The organism is Brevibacterium sp. FME37 (genome assembly GCF_014897485.1).
Taxonomy (GTDB): Bacteria; Actinomycetota; Actinomycetes; order Actinomycetales; family Brevibacteriaceae; genus Brevibacterium.
The window spans coordinates 1-18,373 of sequence record NZ_JABUYE010000016.1 but is presented as its reverse complement, the minus strand read 5'-3'; the positions used below and the strand labels follow the sequence as shown (position 1 = coordinate 18,373).

General features: G+C 60.4%; 22 protein-coding genes and 1 pseudogene. 10 read left to right on the top strand and 13 right to left on the bottom strand.

All coding sequences use genetic code 11. The annotated features are described in order from the left end of the window. Positions 1–103: 103 nt before the first annotated feature. Entirely contained in the window at positions 104–793 is a 690-nt protein-coding gene (locus tag INT29_RS16230) for an isochorismatase family cysteine hydrolase (RefSeq protein WP_193072414.1), read from the top strand. Between the two features lie 6 nt (positions 794–799). Here INT29_RS16230 and INT29_RS16225 read toward each other — a convergent pair whose 3' ends face one another. Together INT29_RS16225 and INT29_RS16220 are read right to left on the bottom strand one after the other, a co-directional pair. Continuing rightward, on the bottom strand, positions 800–1,543 hold the full coding sequence (locus INT29_RS16225; protein WP_193072413.1) for a class I SAM-dependent methyltransferase: 744 nt from the start codon (positions 1,541–1,543) through the stop codon (positions 800–802). 324 nt (positions 1,544–1,867) lie between these two features. Then, entirely contained in the window at positions 1,868–2,425 is a 558-nt protein-coding gene (locus INT29_RS16220; protein WP_193072412.1) for a M15 family metallopeptidase, read from the bottom strand. Positions 2,426–2,574: 149 nt separating this feature from the next. Between INT29_RS16220 and INT29_RS16215 the strand changes: the two genes are divergently transcribed. Next, complete coding sequence (locus tag INT29_RS16215) at positions 2,575–3,267, top strand: response regulator transcription factor (protein ID WP_193072411.1); 693 nt, start codon at positions 2,575–2,577, stop codon at positions 3,265–3,267. Further along, positions 3,260–4,363 (top strand): sensor histidine kinase, encoded by a 1,104-nt coding sequence (locus tag INT29_RS16210; protein WP_193072410.1) that lies wholly within the window; start codon positions 3,260–3,262, stop codon positions 4,361–4,363. The genes INT29_RS16215 and INT29_RS16210 overlap by 8 nt, the downstream gene beginning before the upstream one ends. On the opposite strand, the gene INT29_RS16205 is transcribed toward INT29_RS16210, so the two are convergent. From INT29_RS16205 to INT29_RS16180, 6 genes are read right to left on the bottom strand one after another with little or no spacing between them, the layout of a single operon-like run. After that, positions 4,343–4,783, bottom strand: a complete 441-nt coding sequence (locus INT29_RS16205; RefSeq protein ID WP_193072409.1) for a GNAT family N-acetyltransferase — start codon at positions 4,781–4,783, stop codon at positions 4,343–4,345. The two genes, INT29_RS16210 and INT29_RS16205, sit on opposite strands and share 21 nt — an antisense overlap. A 3-nt stretch (positions 4,784–4,786) precedes the next feature. Then, the gene (locus INT29_RS16200; protein ID WP_193072408.1) at positions 4,787–5,920 is read right to left on the bottom strand and encodes a UDP-N-acetylglucosamine--N-acetylmuramyl-(pentapeptide) pyrophosphoryl-undecaprenol N-acetylglucosamine transferase; all 1,134 of its coding nucleotides are present in this window, start codon (positions 5,918–5,920) and stop codon (positions 4,787–4,789) included. Beyond that, positions 5,917–6,588 carry a hypothetical protein gene (locus INT29_RS16195; protein WP_193072407.1) on the bottom strand — a complete coding sequence of 224 codons (672 nt, stop codon included), beginning with the start codon at positions 6,586–6,588 and terminating at the stop codon, positions 5,917–5,919. Before INT29_RS16195 ends, INT29_RS16200 begins: the two co-directional genes overlap by 4 nt. Next, positions 6,560–7,168, bottom strand: a complete 609-nt coding sequence (vanX, locus tag INT29_RS16190) for a D-Ala-D-Ala dipeptidase VanX (RefSeq protein ID WP_193072405.1) — start codon at positions 7,166–7,168, stop codon at positions 6,560–6,562. The genes INT29_RS16195 and vanX overlap by 29 nt, the downstream gene beginning before the upstream one ends. After that, positions 7,165–8,205, bottom strand: coding sequence for a D-alanine--(R)-lactate ligase (gene vanA, locus INT29_RS16185; RefSeq protein ID WP_193072403.1), 1,041 nt, complete (start codon positions 8,203–8,205; stop codon positions 7,165–7,167). Before vanA ends, vanX begins: the two co-directional genes overlap by 4 nt. Continuing rightward, on the bottom strand, positions 8,202–9,149 hold the full coding sequence (locus INT29_RS16180; RefSeq protein WP_226842116.1) for an NAD(P)-dependent oxidoreductase: 948 nt from the start codon (positions 9,147–9,149) through the stop codon (positions 8,202–8,204). Before INT29_RS16180 ends, vanA begins: the two co-directional genes overlap by 4 nt. A gap of 367 nt (positions 9,150–9,516) precedes the next feature. Here INT29_RS16180 and INT29_RS20790 point away from each other — a divergent pair, with 367 nt between their 5' ends. Further along, on the top strand, positions 9,517–9,783 hold the full coding sequence (locus INT29_RS20790) for an AAA family ATPase (RefSeq protein ID WP_413463167.1): 267 nt from the start codon (positions 9,517–9,519) through the stop codon (positions 9,781–9,783). A gap of 117 nt (positions 9,784–9,900) precedes the next feature. Here the strand turns inward: INT29_RS20790 and INT29_RS16175 are convergent, their stop codons facing one another. Both INT29_RS16175 and INT29_RS16170 read right to left on the bottom strand, forming a co-directional pair. Further along, on the bottom strand, positions 9,901–10,218 hold the full coding sequence (locus INT29_RS16175) for a hypothetical protein (protein WP_193072401.1): 318 nt from the start codon (positions 10,216–10,218) through the stop codon (positions 9,901–9,903). A gap of 455 nt (positions 10,219–10,673) precedes the next feature. Next, complete coding sequence (locus tag INT29_RS16170) at positions 10,674–11,468, bottom strand: hypothetical protein (RefSeq protein ID WP_193072400.1); 795 nt, start codon at positions 11,466–11,468, stop codon at positions 10,674–10,676. A gap of 98 nt (positions 11,469–11,566) precedes the next feature. On the opposite strand from INT29_RS16170, the gene INT29_RS16165 reads away from it, so the two are divergent. Further along, positions 11,567–11,809, top strand: a complete 243-nt coding sequence (locus INT29_RS16165; protein ID WP_193072399.1) for a helix-turn-helix domain-containing protein — start codon at positions 11,567–11,569, stop codon at positions 11,807–11,809. A gap of 218 nt (positions 11,810–12,027) precedes the next feature. On the opposite strand, the gene INT29_RS16160 is transcribed toward INT29_RS16165, so the two are convergent. Next, on the bottom strand, positions 12,028–12,591 hold the full coding sequence (locus INT29_RS16160) for a hypothetical protein (RefSeq protein WP_193072397.1): 564 nt from the start codon (positions 12,589–12,591) through the stop codon (positions 12,028–12,030). A gap of 137 nt (positions 12,592–12,728) precedes the next feature. On the opposite strand from INT29_RS16160, the gene INT29_RS16155 reads away from it, so the two are divergent. The 3 genes from INT29_RS16155 to INT29_RS16145 all read left to right on the top strand — a co-directional run bounded on the left by INT29_RS16155 (position 12,729) and on the right by INT29_RS16145 (position 15,556). Next, positions 12,729–12,947 (top strand): helix-turn-helix domain-containing protein, encoded by a 219-nt coding sequence (locus tag INT29_RS16155; protein WP_193072396.1) that lies wholly within the window; start codon positions 12,729–12,731, stop codon positions 12,945–12,947. Between the two features lie 482 nt (positions 12,948–13,429). Beyond that, on the top strand, positions 13,430–14,977 hold the full coding sequence (locus tag INT29_RS16150; RefSeq protein ID WP_193072395.1) for a hypothetical protein: 1,548 nt from the start codon (positions 13,430–13,432) through the stop codon (positions 14,975–14,977). A gap of 174 nt (positions 14,978–15,151) precedes the next feature. Beyond that, positions 15,152–15,556 (top strand): alpha/beta hydrolase, encoded by a 405-nt coding sequence (locus INT29_RS16145; RefSeq protein ID WP_193072393.1) that lies wholly within the window; start codon positions 15,152–15,154, stop codon positions 15,554–15,556. 113 nt (positions 15,557–15,669) lie between these two features. Here INT29_RS16145 and INT29_RS16140 read toward each other — a convergent pair whose 3' ends face one another. Beyond that, positions 15,670–16,431: a hypothetical protein gene (locus INT29_RS16140; RefSeq protein WP_193072392.1), complete on the bottom strand. Its 762-nt coding sequence runs from the start codon at positions 16,429–16,431 to the stop codon at positions 15,670–15,672. Positions 16,432–16,928: 497 nt separating this feature from the next. Next, entirely contained in the window at positions 16,929–17,561 is a 633-nt protein-coding gene (locus tag INT29_RS16135) for a hypothetical protein (protein ID WP_193072391.1), read from the bottom strand. A 303-nt stretch (positions 17,562–17,864) separates the two neighbouring features. Here INT29_RS16135 and INT29_RS20250 point away from each other — a divergent pair, with 303 nt between their 5' ends. Together INT29_RS20250 and INT29_RS16125 are read left to right on the top strand one after the other, a co-directional pair. Continuing rightward, positions 17,865–18,173, top strand: coding sequence for a transposase (locus INT29_RS20250; RefSeq protein WP_009883324.1), 309 nt, complete (start codon positions 17,865–17,867; stop codon positions 18,171–18,173). After that, a pseudogene (locus INT29_RS16125) lies at positions 18,170–18,373 on the top strand (IS3 family transposase); the annotation flags it as partial. The gene INT29_RS20250 and the pseudogene INT29_RS16125, both read left to right, overlap by 4 nt.

The window sequence follows — 18,373 nt, the reverse complement described above, 5'->3', positions numbered from 1 at the left end:
AGCTCCGCTGAATGATGACCCAACGCTCTCACCGGTCGAGAGAGTGGACTCGTGGACGGCGCAGGGGCACCGAGATCGGCGACGAACGAATACGATTGGAACCATGTCGACTCACGACGAACCGGTAGTCACCTCCGACGCGCACGACTGGTTCATCGAGGAGCGCGAGTATCGTCGCCACGAGCAGCGTCGAGGCCGTCGGCACACCTTCGAGTACGTCGACCCGATGCGCACGGCGCTCGTCGTGATTGACCTCATCCGGTTCTTCGTCGAGCAGTCGGCCTATGCCCGCGGAATCGTGCCTCGAGTCAATCAGCTCGCCTCGACTGTCCGTGACGTCGGCGGAACAGTCGCCTGGGTCGTCCCCGGCTATCGCGAGCCGACGGCGACAGCGCGCGAATTTCTCGGCGACGAGGTCGCTGAGGCGTACGCGCACGCGGGCGGCACTGGCGCACCGAAGACCCGGCTCTGGCCGGGCCTCGACCATGAAATCGACGATATCGCCGTCGAGAAGACTGCGCACAGCGCGTACTTCCCAGGCCGCAGCCCTTTGCCCGGGATCCTCGACGCACGAGGCATCGACACCCTCATCGTCGCGGGGGCAGTGACGAATGTCTGTGTGGAGGCGACGGTGCGCGACGCGAGCACCCAGGGGCTGCGGGTGATCCTTGCTGCCGACGCTTGCGCTGCAGGGCGGGATCAGGATCACAACGCGGCGATTCACACCATCTACCGCTCCTACGGCGACGTACGACCAACAGACGAGATCCTCCAACTCGTTCGCGGTCAGTGAGAGTGGCTACTCAGCAGTTGCTTGGAGCGCGAAGAAGAGGAAGCCCGGTGCCGCAGAAAAGTGCGCGAACCCATCGGGATGGAGCTCACGTGCCTCAGGGAGGGGTTGCGGCTCGGTGATGCTCGTGAGACGGAATCCGGCTGATGCGAAGGCGTTGAGCATCTGCTGCAGCGACTTGCGCCAGAAGCGCATCGGGACGCGCTTCCCGCCAAACTCCCACTCGAATTCGTAGCTGGTGTTTGCGAAGTAGTCCGGCCGGGGTTCCTGAATGGTGTAGGCGACGATCGGATGGTCGACGGATGCGAATAGGCAGCCGTCCGGCCGGAGCACGCGTCGCATCTCCGACAGCGTCGGGCCCCAGTCTTCGATGTAGTGCAGCACCAGCGAGGCGATCACGTCGTCGAACGAGCCGTCATCGAACGGCAGCGGATCGTTAAGGTCTGCTACCTGGAGGTCGACACCGTCGCCAAGTCGCTGCCTGGCGAGTTCAACCATTCCTGCGCTGGCGTCGATGCCCGTAACAGTCGCGTCGCGGTCGCGGAGGGCAGAGCTGAGCGAGCCCGATCCGCACCCTGCGTCAAGGATGTTGCGTCCCGCCACGTCACCAGCCAGCGCCAGCATGGCGGGCCGCTCGTAGTACGCGTTTGCGAGGCTGTCGTCGTTCTCGGCCGAGTAAGCTCGAGCGAAGGCCTCGTAGTCGTTGGCACGCGGCCCTCTCGGAGCCTCGGTGTTCAGATGTCTGTCAGTCATATGGACCAGTCTCTCAAATTGCAGTTCCCAAGCTGAGGTTCAACGAGGAGGACGCGTGTCGTCGAAGATGGCCGAGTTCTCACCGAGCAACATATCTTGCCGCTCTTCGAGTCTCGCGAATTGACTGTGAGGATTCCGGTCGTTTTGAAACTTCCGGCCTGTTACGAAGGACTTTGTATCGTGTCGCTTGTCGCCTGGGCCGTATATCCCTTTGGAATTCTAGCGACGTCGTCGCAGCGAAGTGAAAAACTCGTTGCATGTGTTTGCCGTTCTCACGCTCAAGTTGACGTGGCACCCCTTCAGCGATGCGACCTTTCCGTGCTGTCATTGCTGCATCCTCGGATCATGCGTCGGATCTGCATACATTCGTGGGCACCCGACGTCAGGGGCTTCGGTATGGAGTTCATAGTGCCAGGACTCGTTGAGGTAGGTCTGGCACAGGCCGTACTTCCTGCCGTGCTCGGACAGCCAATCCGCCGCCTGGGGACCGCCGATGTCAATGGCGTCCCCTGACACGTGTGACGACGTGTCCGGGGTGGCAACCCAGCGAGAGGCCTCTTCGAGTGTTCCGTATTCCGACACGGCTTCGCGCAGGAGTTGGTCCTGGTAGTCGCGTGATCGCCATCCGCTATTGACGGAAAACTCGATGCCACGAGCGGCTTCTGCATCCGTCGCCGCGTCGCGCACAGCGGCAAGGAGAGCCGGGTCGAGATTGGCCACCCCAGCGTACTCGTCGTCGAAAACGGAGACACCTTCCGGAAGATCGCCGCCTGAGTCGGAGGTTGTCGAATCGCTCTGACTGCTGAAAGTCGAGCTGAGTGAGAACTCGTTTGAGGATTGAAAGACGACAAATGCGAGGACCACAGCTGCCACAACGGTCATCGTGCCGATGGTGGTCCTGAGGGATTTGTGGTTACGTGCAGGTATTCTTGCTGTTCGGTTCATACTGCCAGTCAAGCCAGCGGCGCGTTGCCAGCCCGTATGCGGTTCTGCATATGCTGACGATAGGTGCGGTTGCGTAGGCTTGGAGCATGCGAGTGCTAGTAGTCGAGGACGAGACCTATATGGCCGAAGCCATCCGCGATGGGCTGCGCCTGGAGGCAATCGCAGCCGACATCGCCGGAGATGGCGACACCGCGCTCGAGCTGTTGAGCGTGAACAGCTACGACATCGCAGTCCTCGACCGCGACATCCCGGGCCCGTCGGGAGACGAAGTGGCAGAACGCGTCGTCGCCTCTGGAAGCGGAATGCCGATCCTGATGCTCACCGCCGCAGACCGCTTGGACGACAAGACATCGGGCTTCGAACTGGGTGCCGACGACTACCTCACCAAGCCCTTCGAACTGCGCGAGCTCATCCTCCGGCTGCGAGCACTCGACCGCAGACGCGTTCACAACAGGCCACCCGTGAGGGAAATCGCGGGGCTGCGACTGGACCCGTTCCGCCGCGAAGTCTACCGTGACGGCCGCTACATCGCGCTCACCCGCAAACAATTCGCTGTGCTCGAAGTCCTCGTCTCAGCCGAAGGCGGCGTCATCAGCGCCGAAGAATTACTCGAGCGAGCCTGGGACGAGAATGCCGACCCGTTCACCAACGCCGTACGCATCACAGTCTCAGCTTTGCGCAAGCGTCTCGGCGAGCCATGGCTGATCGCCACGGTTGCCGGAGTCGGGTACCGCATCGATGACGGCCAGGACGCTCAGGATGGTGAAGTCCTTGGATAGGCACAAGGGACTCAGCGCACGGGCCAAGTTAACGCTCAGCTATGCCGGGTTCCTCATGATCGCAAGCGTCCTGCTCCTGGTCGCGGTCTGGGCATTCTTACTCAGAGGATCATCGTTGGGACTCCAATTCCCAGATGTCTCCGACTTCGCCCGAGTCTTCGACTCGAACAGTCGTGGCCCGGTGGTGTTCATTCCAGCCGCGATCCTCATCCTCGGGTTCATGCTGGTCTTTGGCCTGGTCGGTGGATGGATCCTCGCCGGCCACATGCTCGCACCCCTGTCTCGGATCACGGACGCCACGCGCACAGCTGCGCGAGGCTCACTGTCGCATCGGATCGAGCTCAAGGGCAGTCGGGACGAGTTCCGTGAGCTTGCTGATGCCTTCGACGGCATGCTCGCCCGCCTTGAAGCACACGTCGCCGAGCAGCAGCGTTTCGCCGCGAACGCCTCCCACGAGCTGCGCACCCCGCTGGCGATCACACAGACCCTCCTCGACGTCGCCCGCAACGATCCCGCACACACCGACAGCCAGGTCGATCAGCGCCTCCGTAGCGTCAATGCCAGAGCGATCGAGCTCACCGAAGCACTGCTGCTGCTCAGTCGCACGGACCAGCGAACATTCACACGCGAAGACGTCGATCTGTCGCTCATCGCCGAAGAAGCCGCCGAGACCCTGCTGCCGTTCGCAGAGAAGCGCGGTGTCGCCATTGAAGTCTCCGGAAAGATCGCACCAGCCACCGGATCACCTGCGCTGTTGCTGCAGCTGACCACCAATCTCCTGCACAACGCCATCGTCCACAATCTCCCGACAGGCGGCAGTGTTAACGTCCACACCTCGCTCGGGCACGACGCCGCCACACTGACCGTCGAGAACACCGGTGACAAGCTCAGTCCCCATTTGGTGTCGACACTGACCGAGCCGTTCCAGCGCGGAACCGAACGAATCCACGACGGCCAGGCCGGCGTCGGGCTCGGTCTCGCGATCGTGAACAACATCGCGCAAGTGCACGACGGAACGCTGTCGCTCAGCCCCCGCGCCGAGGGTGGACTCCGCGCCACGGTGCGACTGCCGGTATCAAGTCGAAAGGTCTCGTAGGAAGCGCGACGAGAGTCCAGTCTGGATCGTGTAGCCGCAGCGCTCGTAGAACCTGTGGGCGTTCACCCGTCCATCGTGGCTCGTGACCTCCACCCGGGAGCAACCGTGTCTGGCGGCAAAGGCTTCGGCGGCGTCGACGAGCCGGGATCCCACCCCGAGTCCGCAAGCTCGCTCGGAGACGACCAGTGCGGTGATCCGTGCCCATGCACCGTCGTGCTCGAAGAACGGGCAGACGTAGACAGCGATGACGCCCAGTGCCTCGCCGTCGGCTTCGGCGAGGTAGGCCGCTCCGGCCGGGGCGTCACCCCAGGCCTGGAGCCGAGCAGCCGTCGCTCCCCGATCGTCCTGGGGATAGCCCAGCTGGCCGAGCAATTCGTTGACGGCTTCGGCGTCAGCGCTGCGAGCGAGCCTTATCAGCATGGTCTACCTCAAATTCCGTGAGTCGACGTTTCGTTGCTCCGCGACCGCGGCGAGCACCTGCCGGGCCAGGACGACGTCAGCGTCCGGCACGCCGGACGCTGACGCGTGGGCCGACATCGTCGCGATCCGCGCGGGATCGGTGAGCAGAGGGATGAGCGTGGTCTCGATCCAGCTTGGGTCAAGGTCGGCGTCGTCGACGCGTAGCGCTCCACCGGCAGCGACGACGGGTTCGGCGTTCAACCGCTGCTCAGCGCCGCGCAGCGGCAATGGAACGTATGCGGCAGGCAGCCCGATGGCGGCGAGCTCTGCGCACGTCATCGCCCCGGAGCGGCAGATCACGAAGTCGGCTGCAGCGTACGCGTATTGCATCTCGTCGACGTATGGGACGGTGAAGTAGGGCGGGTCGTCTGGGCAGCTGGGCAATACGTCGATCATGTGCTGCCGCCCGGTGATGTGAAGAATCTGCACGTCGGAGGCGCGGAACGCGGCAGTAGCGCCGGACGCTGCGCTGTTGATCGTCCCCGCTCCTTGCGAACCGTCGGTGACCAGCAGGACCTGCCCCTCGCACTGCAGCCCGAACCGCTGCCGGGCTGTGTCGCGCAACGCGTGTCGGTCGAGCCCGGTGATCGCTGGTCGAAGCGGGATGCCGATCGCGGTGGCGTGCACCAATGGGACGTTCGGGGCGGCGGTGAACACGCGGGGCGTCATCCGGGCGGCCATTCGGTTGGCCACTCCGGGGTGGGCGTTGGCCTCGTGGACGACGATCGGCAGGCCACGTCGTCGGGCGGCGAGGTACGCGGGCATGGCGACATAGCCGCCGAATCCCAGCACGACCTCGGCCCGGACCCGGTCGAGCACCGAACCTGCTACCCGGACCGAGTCTTGGAGCCGGGCCGGTGTTCGCAAAAGGTCGATGCTCAGGGTACGCGGCAGCGGCACCGGCGGGATGAGCTCGAGCGAGTATCCGCGAGCTGGGATGAGCGTAGTGTCCAGCCCGCGGACCGTACCGAGAGCGGTGATCTCGGTCGTTGGCTCAAGTCTACGCAGCGCGTCGGCACAGTTCATCGCGGGCTCGATGTGTCCAGCCGAGTGGCCTCCTGCGATGACGATGCGGGGTGCAGGTTCGCCAGACATCATGATGGCGCTCCAATCAAGACTCCCCGATCGGCGTGGAACCGCTCGAATACCTGTGTGGGCAGCTCTGCTGAGTCTGAGTTGTGGGAGTATCCCGACGGGTTGTGAAAGTGCACCGCTCCGTCGTCGACTGCATAAACAAGTACGAGATGGCCTCCTGGTTGTGGAGAAGAGGTGTCGGGCTCGCGGATCTCAGGCGAGACCGAAGCGATCATTACCTGTCCCGGTCGTATCTGTCTGCCGGACAGGTGGATGGGTGTGCGCTCGACGAGTTCGCAGTCGAATCCGAACTGAGAGCTGATCCAGGACATGAACGGGCGGTAAATGAGACCGTGGACTTTGCCGGAGGGCTCCACCGTGTAGCAGCCCTGTTCGAGCGCGTGGCCGATGAGTTCGCTCATCGTCAACCGGGCATCGGTCCACCCATGAAGCAGTGTCTGCAGACATGCCAGACCGCAGACCTTCCGGGACCAGAACAGGTATTCATCACTTGACCGGTATCCGTCGGCGGCCCAGTCGTGCAGCCGTGAGGGACTTGCATCGCCGAGGAAGACTTCCAGACCCGCTTGGTCTGTGTGGCTCATCACGACGTCGTCGTTGCGGTTCGGATCTCCCCACTGCGAGATGCAGGTCAGGCTCGGATCATGCGATGGGAAAGTTGAAGTAGTCATGTGGGTAGGGCTCCTGCTTCAGTGTGTAGTGCCACCATTCGCGGTCGTATCGGTCGAATCCGGAGTCCTCCATGATGGAGCGAAGACGTGCACGGTTCTCAGCCTCGACGGGTGTGATTCCTTGGGCTTGATGGCTTGAGATCGGGTCCATGAGGTCGTGGCTGCCGCCCATCGGCGCGAGCTCACCGGTGGCAAGGTCGAAGAGGGTCAGATCGAGAGCGCTGCCCCTGCTGTGGCCCGAACGCGCGGCTACATATCCGTGGGTGAGCATCTGAGTTCGCTGGATACGCGGGTAGTGCCGCTGTTTCGTCTGGCCGTCTTCGGGCTGTCGTGACCACCGGATGAACCTGTCGACGGCTCGTTGGGGACGGTAGCCGTCCCACAGAAGCAGTCCGGACCCGATGGTCGCGGCTTTGTCACGAGCTTGTTCCAGGGCTTCACACAGGGTCCGGGTGCCGACGATGCGATTGGCGAGGTAGCCGTCGACGGGTTTGCCCGTGAAGTTGTCCCAGGTGGCATACTTAGCATCCCAGCGGATGCCGGGTACCCACTCGTCGATGAAGACGAAGTCGTCGTTCATCGCCTCTTCCACTCCAGCGCGAGCGAAGCCAATTGGTCGATGACGTCGGAGAGCGAGAGTCCAAAGGCGGCCATCATTCGTGGGTAGCGGCTGTATGAGGTCATGCCGGGCATGGTGTTGACTTCGTTGATCACCACGTGTCCGTCATCGGTGAGGAACATGTCGACGCGAGCAAGCCCCCTGCACCCCAGCGCGCGATAGATGGTCTTCGCCGTTTCCTGGACCAACTGGCGGGACTCTTCGGAGATGTCGGCGGGAACGATGAAGGTCGAGTTCTCCGATCCGGTTTCGGGCGAGTCTTCTTGGTGGATGCGGAAGAATCCCCCAGAGAGGTCGACGCGGTCGACTTCGCCCACAATGAGGTTCTCGTCGTTGCCCAGAACGGCGCATCCGATCTCGCTGCCGCTCACGGCTTCTTCGACCAGGACCTTGGAGTCGAATTCTCGGGCGGTGTCCACAGCACTGGCCAGTTCGTCTGCTCCTGTGACCTTGCTGACGCCGAACGACGACCCCGAGCGGGCCGGCTTCACGAACACCGGATAGGCGAAGGGGCTGCTGACGAGTTCAGCGTGTGCAGCCACGACCTCGTAGTTCGGCGTCAGAACCCCCGCGTTGGCCGCCACGATATAGGTCAGGGATTTGTCCATAGCAATGGCTGAAGCCTGAACGTCGCAACCGATGTACGGGATGCCGGCAAGCTCCAGCAAGCCCTGGATGGCACCGTCCTCACCGAGCGTGCCATGCAAGAGGGGGAAGACAAGGTCAAGGTGCACAGTCTCTTTGCAGTCCTGCGCTTCGACCAGCAGACCGTGGACACTTCTGTCAGGAGACAAAACGATGCTGTGACCGAAGTGCTCCTCCCCCAATTGGCCGGGACCGTCGCAGAGCTTCCACTCACCGCTGTTCGTAATGCGAATCCAGTACGGATCATACTTCTCAGTGTCGAGGTTGAGCGCGATTTCCCTGGCCGACTTGACCGAGACAGGGTGTTCTTCGCTTGCGCCGCCGAAGATGATTCCGATTTTTGTCTTGTTCATGATGATTTCCTGCTTTCGAACTTCAGATAGTTGATGATGCTGTTTTCGACGATGTCTCTTAGGGCGTGATCCGTGTAGTAGCCGGAATGCGGGCTGATCAGTACATTGGACAGGCGTTGGAGCCGCGCCAGGGCCTCGTTCTCAATAGGTTGATTTCTGTGATCGGCGTAGAAGATTCCTTCCTCTCCTTCGATTACGTCGAGAGCCGCGCCACCCAATTGACCGGCCTCCAGCGCGGACAGGAGAGTTGTCGTGTCGATCAGCGGTCCGCGACCTGTATTGATCACGATTGCGTCGGGCTTCATCCGCTCGATGCGCTGACGGTTGAGGAGATGATGCGTCTCCGGTGTCAGTGGAGCGTGGAGGGTGACGATGTCGCTGTGCTCGATGAGGTCATCGATCTCGCTGTGGGCCATGCCGGCTCGTGTTTGGCGATCAATGCCCAGCACGTGGCAGCCGAATCCTCGGAGCCGTTTGACGACTGCCGTGCCGATGCGACCCGTTCCGATGACCCCTACCGTCAGGTCGCGGAGTTCGCGACCTCGGACCTCGCTCAGTCGATAGTCGTGAGCGTCGGTGCGACGGATGGTGGATTTTGCGTGGCGCACGGCCATCAGCATCAACATCAGCGTGTAGTCGGCCACGCTGTCGGGTGAGTAGGAGACGTTATCGACTGATATTCCGACGCGTTCGGCGAAGGCGACGTCGATGTGGTTGTAGCCAATGCTTCTGGTCGAGACGTGTTCCACACCGGCGTTACTCAGTGCCACGAGCGTGCGGTTGGTGATCGGGGTCTTGTGACTCACACTGATGCAGCGTGTACCGCGGGCCAGATCGGCGTTGGATTCCCCCACGGGATCCTCAACGATCATCGGCGCTATGGCGAAGCGGGCTCCCAGCTCGCGAAATACGAGGGCTTCGTCGTTGCTGCATCCGAACACCATCAGTCTTGCGGTGGATGGGGCCACGGGACATGGTTTGGTCAGCGTTCGGGGGTGTGGTGGGGTCGAGGTTTTGTCGCCGAGGGCGAGGGGCGGGTCGTGCTTGTTCATACCTCGAGTTAACGCGAGGCGATGTTGCGAGGACGTATGCGCTAGACGATATGCGCACGATATGTGCAGCCCTGCTAAAGGCTCTGGGCCTCACCCATCGATCGAACACGTCTCTTGCCGCCGCTAGGGGCAGCGATCGCTCTCCGGCAGTCGATGAGCCGGGCGGTGCGCAACCGTCCCCAGCCGGGCTACCGTTGCCCCGGTGTGATGGTAAAGGTCGTTTCCTACTGGGATTCTCCGGTCTGAGGCAGATGCACGAATGAAACTCATCGGTGCGAGCAGGATTTGGAAGGGCAGCACTACAGAGGGGCTTCTAAAGACAAAGGTCCTCCAGAGGCCGCGCAGTGTCGTCCTCCTCGATGAGTTTGAGAAGGCCAACCACGCTATCTGGAACCTCTTCCTCCAAGCTGAAATTCCAGCGAAACATAGTGGGGTACAGAAACGCAGAACTCATACCCCACAACGTCGCAGAAGAACAAAGAGAACTGCGAACGTGCGCCTTCCGTTCGCACTTTCCCGAATCTGAACGGGGCGGCAAGGGTTCTCCGTTGCATTCTTACCGGAGCGCATAGTCGAAGGATGACCGAGACATTCTATGGCACCGGCAGGACAACGGCCACGGCCTTGGGGCCATCAAGCTGCTCTATTTGATCCCATAGGGGTCGCCAGGTCGCTTCCGGTAGTCGCGGACGAATCCAACCACTGCTGTGTATGACCGGCCCAGGAGTTCGGCACGCATCGCGATTGACAGATCCGTGCGCGTATACGCAATAGCAGCATCATCGCGAGTCCACCGCTTCCACTGATTCTGCGCCAAAGACTTCCCGAACTTCCCGCCTGCAGGCCGCACTCCCCACCCTCGAAACCATTTGCCCAGTGTCGATTCGTTGATACTCAGAGAAACTGCGATGTCAGCGATACCTTCACCAGCCTCACGACGCTGGGTAGCCTCGTACCGCACCCGCTCTTTCGCTTCCCAAGTCGCGTACTGTCTCGTCTCGTTCGGGACGAGCCCGCGTTTGTACCGCGCATAGCACCGCTTGCACAGGCCACGCGCCATCGCGGATCGGTCGCACCAAACAACCGCGCACGTGCTCATACTGGACTCATCGTCGAGAACATCTTCTCAGAATAGTCCAAGCACTGCGCCCCAGGCCGGTGCCACTATGGCGTTGTTGCCGGAGCCCCCTATCCCCACGCATCCTCGAGGCCAGTCAGTTCGACTAGATAGTCATCGAGCGCAGGACGGCGGTGCGAGATGCCAGCGACTGTGGCAAAATGATCCTTGAACACCCCGGATGACCCCTCGTTCCTCGGAATGATGTCGCCGGGGTTCTACTTTTCTTGCAAGTTCAATGAAGCTCCCGCGGTCATGATGACCGCGGGAGCTTCTGTTGTGTCTGGTTGGCGTGAGGTTCACTCCTCCTCGGGGTCTTCAGCCACCCAGTCTCCAGTGACCGAAATGTCAACGTTTTGGGTGGAGCCGGTGATCATCGTGGTCGCACCAGCTGCGCCCGACTGACCACCCTGATACACAGATACGCCAGCCTCTGCCATGTAGTCGTCGTCGCCATCGTCTTTGAGGTAGGGGAACCGGAGGTCGACAAAAGCGGCTTGGTCCTCGGGCCCTGAGCAGTCGTTCACGATCGCGATCTTCGAGTAGTCCTCGGTGAGGAACAGACCGCCTTGCGTGCCGAGCTCGTCATCGCTGGGCACCTTGTCTACGGTTGTTCCGTAGCGGACGCCCATTAGACGTCCACTCACTAACTCGACACCGCTGCGTGAGCTCAGTCCCGGGGTGGTGATCGCCTGCTGGCCACCGGAGGCAAAGTTGACCGTGACATCGGCACGGCAGATCCCGGAGTCGAAAGCCTTGGTTGTGACGTTGTAGCTGTCGACAAGCCAGGTCTTGGCACTGCTCGGCTTGGCGGCCTTGAGCTCATCGGGGATTGTGACGGTGAAGGTGCTGGATCCTGCAGCTACTGGGTCAATATCATTATCGTCGGTAACGCGCGTGTTGCTGAAATCGTATTCCCAGGTCTTGCTGCTCCCGGGATTCGACTCGGAGTTGTCACCGACCCCCTCAGTCTGAGAGCCGTCCTTGGCGTCGTCGCTTCCCCCGCAGGCACTGAGTGCCAGCATCGCTGACAGAGCCAGAGCCGCAGCGGATGCGACCCGCGTAGCGGTCCTAGTCGTCATGGTTGTGGTCATACGCTCTGTGCCCCCTGTGGCGGTTTGCAATAGACAGTATTCAACTATGTGACTCATAGTCCGTGGATCTTTAGTCATCCTAACGTTGTGCTTAGTAGATGACCATTCCTGTTCATCGCCGTGCTTTCGGTGATCGTCTCCGCGAACTGCGGAAGGAAAGCGGGTGGGACTCGCAGGAAGAATTCGCCCATCACGTCGAGATCGACCGCACCTACATCAGCGGCATCGAACGCGGAGTGCGCAACCCGACCCTCGACACCATCGTCAAACTCGCGCGTGGTCTGGACGTGCCGCCGACCGAGCTGCTGGTGACGATCGAACCACAGGGCACGAACAACTGAGCTTGGCGACCGCAGGACAGGCAAGCAGAGCGGTAAGAACAGGCATGGGCCAGCTCCCATCGCGCATGGTGAGGCTATGACTGATCACGGCCCAGCGGCCGGCCCGGGCAACAGTACAGCCCACCCTTCACGCGCGCAGCATAGGCCCGCGCTGCCGCCCATCAATGACCAACGCAGCCTGCGCAACGACGATGCGGATGTGCTTACTCATGTATTGGTCACCCCTTCATGGTCCAGCCCGGGGGACGCGCGATTGCGCCGACAATCCTGTCCGGACGCGAGCTTGGGTGCCGCGGGCACCTCGTCGCCGACCGCGGCGGCGTCTCAATCCTGGCCGTTCCCCCACAAACCGTGCACACCGCCATCGAGTCCGCCCTGGCCACGCCGATTCGCTCAGCAGCCCCTCCCCTGGCGATTGGGGACGTGCGAAACCGCAGACCGCCCGCGTTCTGACCAACGTACGCCACCTCGTAGTCACCGAGCAGACAACTCAAATCCGCATGCAGGCCGTTGATGATACGTACCCATCCGGCAGGCAAGTTCCACGAACGTTCGGATCTAGCCCTCTCCGAAAGACGAATCGACGGGTCGACCAGTTCCTGTGCGGCCTCTGGGTGCTCATCGGCGTACAAGTACAGCCGGCGGTGTTCGGCCAAAACGCTCTTTCGAATCCAGAAGATCAAGGCGAACCTCTGCGCAGACGCTGACATCTCCGCCCGCTCCTTGGTCGACACCGCTTCGTCGACGATCCCCTCGAACGCGTCGTCTCGGCGAATGCTCATAACGCCCCTTCCCTTCGTCCCGCTGCCTACATGCCTTCCCACTGACACGCATTTTCTACCGCACTCCCTCAAATCTACCCTCAACTAGAAGCTATAACTACCTGGTCGCGATCACTTCTACTAGAAAGTCTGGAACGATGACCGAAAGAGCATTGAAATCCATACTTGGATCGCAGTTGCGCGCACTACGCAACGCTCGAAGCCTCACCCAGGAGGCCATAGCTGAGGAACTCGGATTCACACCTCGGTACTACGCCGGCATCGAGCGCGGCGAGCGAAATCTCTCACTCGATTCGGTCGATGACCTGGCCGTCAAGCTGGCTGTGCCGGCGACTTCCCTCCTTGCTATCAACTAGCCATCCGCGGCAGGAGCCGTCTGCGAGAACTGGCACTAACACTTCTCATCGATCACGACACCACCGCCGAGCCGAGAGAACTGCACAGCAGTACCCGTAGGCAGATCCAATGTTCCATGCGATAATGGAAGCTATGACTTCCACTAACCGACACGATGTGGTTCACCACCTCTATAACAATCCAGGAAATGGATACCTGGAGTTCGGAGACCTGCTGCCGTATTGCGGCGCTCTGCCTGGAAGAGACCGAACAACAGGTGACTGGCACACCGGCCATGACATGAACCTGCTTCTGCAGTGCCTCGAGTTCGGGCTGTGCTGTTGCTCAGTCTGCCTCTCCCCCGAGGCCCTCGGCGGATGGTCACCGCTCAGCTTTTATGATGCGAGTGTCCAGGATGACTCAGACGTCCCGGAGGACGAGTGGTGGACCGACTGATCCGTGGACGCGCGAGCAGCCACTGAGAAGAACCCAAAGGAGATCGATGACAATGGAACCGCAGCCGTCGCCCATCACACTGTCGGAGGAGGGCTCCGCCGTCGATCTCGCACTGCGCGGATTCAATCGTCGAGAGATACTCGAAGCCACAGGAACCGACGTTGGGCACAAGGTCAGAAGACTCAGGTCTGAGACTGCAGGTATCGTTCGAGTCGACTACGCAGCATGCCATGTGATTCGACGCCTGGGACGGCAGGGTGTCGATCGCGCAGTGGACCGGTACATCGCCGGCGCTGCGCACCTCGATGTCTTGCAGGGCTTGGGACTTCGAAGCTCCGAACCCCACGCATCCAGCCGGCTCCGCGCGGTATTCAAAGCCATCGGCCGAAACCCGAAACGCGAGCGGTATGCACCACTGGCAGTTTTCAATGGCCTCTTCGAAGAAAACAGCGCAGCCGACCTAGCCTGCCGCGGCTTCGATCGAGCCGCGGTTGAGTCGTTAACCGGCGTCGATCTCGGAGGGAACAGGTCGCGCGCACGAGACCAAACCCGCGGCATTGATCGGGTCAAGTATTCGGCCGCACACGTCAGCGAACGCGTCTCGCCTACCGATATTGACAAGGTGCTCTCACAATTCTCCACTGGCGAACTGAAGAGGGACGGCCTGCTGGATGCCTTGGGGCTCGGACATTCGTTACCAGCCCTGCGCGCACTGTTCTCAGCTCTCGGCGAGGTTGATCGCTTTCAGCGCGCTGAGAAGGGCGCAATGCGGGAGCGCGCGAGTCGTTCAGTCGAGCAAGCCCATTCCGCAGAGGCCAACGCCAAACGGGCAGCCAGTAACCGTGCACGGGCCTCGGTCCCTGAGCTTCGCGCCCGAGATGCCGCAAAGTTTCGCGCGACTGTCCAATCGCGCTACGGAGTCGACAATCCGCTTCAACACGAGTCGATTCAGGCGAAGATCAGAGAGACATCTCGAGATCGTTACGGCGTCGACCACCATAACCAGCGGCCTGAGCGACGAGACCTGATGCGAGCGGCGATGACTGATGAGCGCTTGGCTCTCATGCAAGAGGCCAAGGACTATTCTCCTGAGGCTAAAGCCGCGTACGGGCGCAGGATGTCCCAGTGGTGGGCGGAGCCCGAAAATGCGGATAGGGCGCTGTCCGTCAAACGTGCGAATGGAACGTGGCGGGACTCGCAGCCTGAACGCGACCTGCACCAGCTGCTCATCGAACACTTCGGCACTGCCGACGTTAAGGCCCAGTACAAGGACCCTGATCGCTATCCCTGGGAATGCGACTTCTACATTCCTTCTCGTGATCTCTTCATTGAACTCAATGGGTTCTGGACTCATGGCCTGCACTGGTTCGACACCACGGATGACGACGATCAGGCTCTCCTTGAGACCTGGCGAAAGAGGGACTCAGACTTCTATCGCAATGCCGTCATCAACTGGACGCATCGCGATGTCCAGAAGCGGCATAGTGCTCGTGACCACCAGTTGAACTATGCCGTCTTTTGGGGTGGGCAGGCTCTCGATGACGCCCGCGAATGGCTAGAAGCTGGTGCACCGGATCGGACTGACTGGAAGTAGCCGAGGTTCGGAGTCGCACCGAAGTCGGGACTGGCCAGGCACGAAAGCCGCACAATTCAATCAGGGCCTCTATGCCACCTCTTGCGAAATCGAATCTGAGAGCTAGAACATCTGAAGTTTACTGTTGCTCGTAGGCAAAGAAGCTCATCGAAGACAGACATGGAGGCGTAGTTGATGACGGTTCATCCTGACGCACAGAAGTTCCTCGACCTCACCGCCGGTACACCACCGCTCGATACCCAAACCGCCGAACAGAACCGCGCCGAACTCGCAGAAGCAGTGCCCTTGACTGGAGATCGTCAGGACCTCTCCAAGGTCGAGAACGGCGTCATCGCCGGAACACCAGTCAGAATCTACACCCCTATCGATGTTCCATCTCCGGCTCCTGCCTTCATCTATTTCCATGGTGGTGGATGGACTATCGGTGATCTCGAGCTTGCGGATACCACCGTACGAGATATCGCAGTGGCCGCTGGAGCGATCGGTGTCAGCGTTGACTACCGCTTTGCACCGGAGAATCCGTTCCCCGCCGAAATTATTTGTAGCCTGCGGAGTTCGCCGCGGCGAACAAACGATTAGGAGCGTGCAATCCGCACACGATACTTGCGTGTCATCTCAGCATTCGGAGTTGGTTGCCGCCTGGTCCCCGACCCGTTCGAAGATACGACGACACGACTAGCCAGGTTAGAGAGTCACCTGGCCGAACGCCATTCACCGTCGACGAAGTAGACTTTATCGTGGAAGGGGCCGTAGTACATCGGCCTTTGCCCCGCGCGGATTCGTCGCCCGAGATAGAGATCTTGAATCTCTTCGTCAGCAGTACGTCCGACGAACTCGATCCGCCCCTCGGCCTCGCCGTCACCGCGCACGAAGTATTCCGTCGAGCCTGCGGGAAGAGATGCTGCGGCGGTCATAACGTAGACGACGCGCCCTTCGACCACACCAACGACGTATTCCGACTCATCCGCTTTCTCGTCGCTGATCCCCGCCCAGACACCGCGGGTCGATTCATGAAGCGCCTGCGGATCGTCTCCGTATTTCTCATACGTGTCGTTGATCGACACTACAATGAGATTGTGGTGGATCTCGGTGATGTCATCGGACGCGAGGGAACGAAGGAGGGTCCGCACGTTCACGCGGCCATACTGCATCGCACCGCTACCACGCGACTTGTTGAGCAGGTTGTCGACACCAATGAGATCGATGGCGGCGGCTTCGACCTTCTTCGCAGTCTCAACGTCGAGGCCGTATGCCAAGATATCGAAGTCGTAGTTCTCGCCATCGATGCGGTCGCGCACCAGGTCATTGTGACTGGATCTCATGTGAGAGAGAACACGATTCGCTCGTCCCCGCCCGATGTAGAACGGCTCCTTGGACTCAGTGTCGTAGTAGACGTACACATAGTTGCCCAGCTGGTCCGCCTGAGTCGCGGAAAACTTTGGAACGATTTCCATACGATGGTCTCCTCCCGAACCAATGATGCGGTAGGCACCGCACAATAAGGGATTTCCCTTGACACTTACAACACGCCCGCTGTGGAGCGCATCACGCAAACGCTATTGACTGTTCAGAATGAATCCAGCGAACGGCACGATACGGCGTTTGTGTCGACGCTACCAGCCAATCGCGCCGCGTAACCTGGCGACGGCGCAGAAATATTTCGTCGCTGATCCTCGCACGTCGATGTCGCGCCCGGTGTACCTTGGAACGTCGAACTTTGGCATTCGGTGTGGAACCCCGATACATCGCGGACAGCCAGTCTCTTAGCTTTGTATGTCCTGTCTCTGCACATCGGGGACACACGATCTCATGACTTCGTGCACACCTCCATGGCTGTGATGGCCGAGGAGAATGCTTCTGCCTCCGACAATTAGATCCTATTTCGCATCATGCTCATCTGAGGCCACTGAAGACAAGCGTTCCGTTTTCGACAGTGATTTGCAGGTACCAGTTAAGTCACTGGTCTGCCCGCATACTCGGCAAGTTTGTCCGCGAAGTTTGCTTTGCACATCTCGACAAGCTTGTCGGCGTAGTTCCCGCTGTCCGAGGGGTCACCGTGCTCTTTGATTTTTTGTTCAACTCGCTCTGTGATTTCTTTGGCATCTGCTAGCGGTAGCGAGGATTCACCCACTTCCTTGAGGAAATATTTCAGGGGCTCCTCCACCTTCTCTTTTGCGCCTTCTGACGGAATCAACACGTGGTAGAGCGTCATGGCGGCCTCGGCTAGCATGGATGCCGCCGAAGTCAACTCCTTGCCTGGTTCCTCCGATTGAGCTGCGATCATCACGTGTACATGAAGCATGCTGCTTAAGACCCTGGTCTGTTCCATCGCACGGTGCACCTTGATCGTTTGCGGCATCTGGGCATGCTTAGCACGAGTTTCGTTATCCGTCCAGAAGGGGAGTATTTCGGCACTGAGCACTCCGACTTCGCTTTGCATTTCCACGGATGTCTCAATGACTCTCTGCAGTTTTGTCGCGCGGTCGTTGGCGCGTATTGACTTGGACGAGACCAACCAGCTGACAACGATTGCGCCGACTGCGATCAACGCAACAATCGTCTGAATCAAATCACTTGTCATCATAGTTCCCGATCATACGCCTTGTATGTGGGTCTATTTCGAGCGGCAGACCAAGAGGGGCTGATGCGGATGCGAGGTTTGATCACATCTAATCTGGCTTGTCCTCAGACACGCTTAGAAGGATTGTCACCAAACCCCGCATGCGTCCCGCATTTTCCACCGGGACGCATACTCAAGCAGATGAAACCGTCGTGCCGAGGCCACTTCACACTGTCACATCCATCGGGACGAGTGACCGGGACTGATGCAGGGTTAGGTGACATCTAATCTGGCTTGTTCATAGGCAAGCCTGGAAGGATAGACACCATGCCACAGCCCTACCCGAAAGAATTCCGCGACGACGTCATCCGCGTCGTCCAGACCAGGGATTCCAAGACGACGATCGGACAGATCGCCAAGGACTTCGGAGTCCACGAAGGCACCATCAACAAATGGCTCCGCCAAGCAGAAATCGATGCCGGCAACAAACCCGGCAACACCAGCGACGAGTCCGCCGAACTACGAGAGATGCGTCGGCGCAATCGTCTGCTTGAGCAGGAGAACGAGGTCCTGCGCCGCGCGGCCGCGTATCTGTCACAGGCGAATCTGCCGTCAAAAGGCTCTACCCGCTCGTGAGAGAGCTCGCCGCCGACGGGATCCCCGTGGCGGTGTCGTGCCGGGTCTTGAAGCTCTCCCGCCAGCCCTACTACCGGTGGCTGGCAGCACCCATCCCTGAAGCAGTCGTCATTGAGGCATATCGGGCCGATGCGCTCTTCGATGCCCACCGCGATGATCCCGAGTTCGGGTACCGATACCTCGCCGACGAAGCCGAAGCG